The sequence below is a fragment of the Arthrobacter sp. Dra40 genome, from assembly GCF_059091905.1.
Window position 1 is genome coordinate 1 of sequence record NZ_JBNHHB010000523.1, and the last position, 1,073, is coordinate 1,073.

The window sequence follows — 1,073 nt, forward strand, 5'->3', positions numbered from 1 at the left end:
AACTGGAAGTCGTGCCAGGGCCATTTGCTACACCTGAATTCTTCACGGAAACGGACGTCGAGGACTTCTTTGCACGCTCCTGGACCGTTGACCAGAACTCAAACCGTACCGGTATCAGGCTGGACCCGGTGAGGTTGCAGTGGGCACGGCCCGACGGCGGTATTGCCGGCGGACATCCATCCAACATCCTCGACACCGGCTACCCTCTCGGCGGGATCAACCTCAATGGTGACACTCCCGTGATCCTCGGACCTGACGGGCCCACTTCCGGCGGCTTTGTCGTATTCGGAGTCGTCCCGAAGGCCAGCCTATGGAAGACGGGCCAGATGCGGCCGGGAACCGACACGATCCGGTTCAAGCCCATTTCCATCGACGACGCCTACGCATTGGACGAGGAACGTTCCATGCTCATGTCTTCAGCAGGAGGGACCGAATGATGAACACAGCCATCGAAATCAACTGTGACATGGGAGAAGGCTACGGCCGCTGGCGGTTCGCGCCGGACGAAGAATTCATGCCCTATATCAGCGCCGCCAACATCGCCTGCGGCTTCCACGCCGGGGACCCAAGAACCATGCGCCGCACGGTCCGGGCGGCAGTTGACCAGGGCCTCCAAATCGGAGCTCACGTCGCGCTGCCGGACCTTCTGGGCTTTGGACGACGACGAATAGCGGTCTCAGCGGAAGAACTCCAGGACTACACGCTTTATCAAATAGGCGCCCTGAAGGGCTTCGTGGAGGCCGAAGGGGCGAAACTTTCCCATGTGAAACCGCACGGGGTCATGTACCTGATGTCGTTGGAGGACGAAGAGCTGGCTGAAGCCGTCATCGCGGCGGTCGCCGAAATAGACAGCTCCCTCCCTCTCTACTGCTTCGACAAGCGCCACGCTGAGCTCGCCGCCCGTTACGGAGTCCGGTTGGTCCAGGAAGGATTTGTCGACCTTGGCTATGACGACGCCGGCAACCTTCTGATCGAACGGGAAAAGCTGGCTTGGGACCCGGCACTTGTATCCTCACGTGCGATCAGGTTTGTGAGGGAAGGGAAAGTAGCCACGGTGTCGGGGCGGGATCTTG

General features: G+C 60.3%; 1 protein-coding gene and 1 pseudogene. Both read left to right on the plus strand.

All coding sequences use genetic code 11. From position 1 onward, the window contains the following. Nucleotides 1–437: pseudogene (locus AC5RWT_RS37740) on the plus strand (urea carboxylase); the annotation flags it as partial. Then, on the plus strand, nt 434–1,073 hold a 640-nt coding region (locus tag AC5RWT_RS37745; protein WP_494084671.1), incomplete at its 3' end, for a 5-oxoprolinase subunit PxpA. The pseudogene AC5RWT_RS37740 and the gene AC5RWT_RS37745, both read left to right, overlap by 4 nt.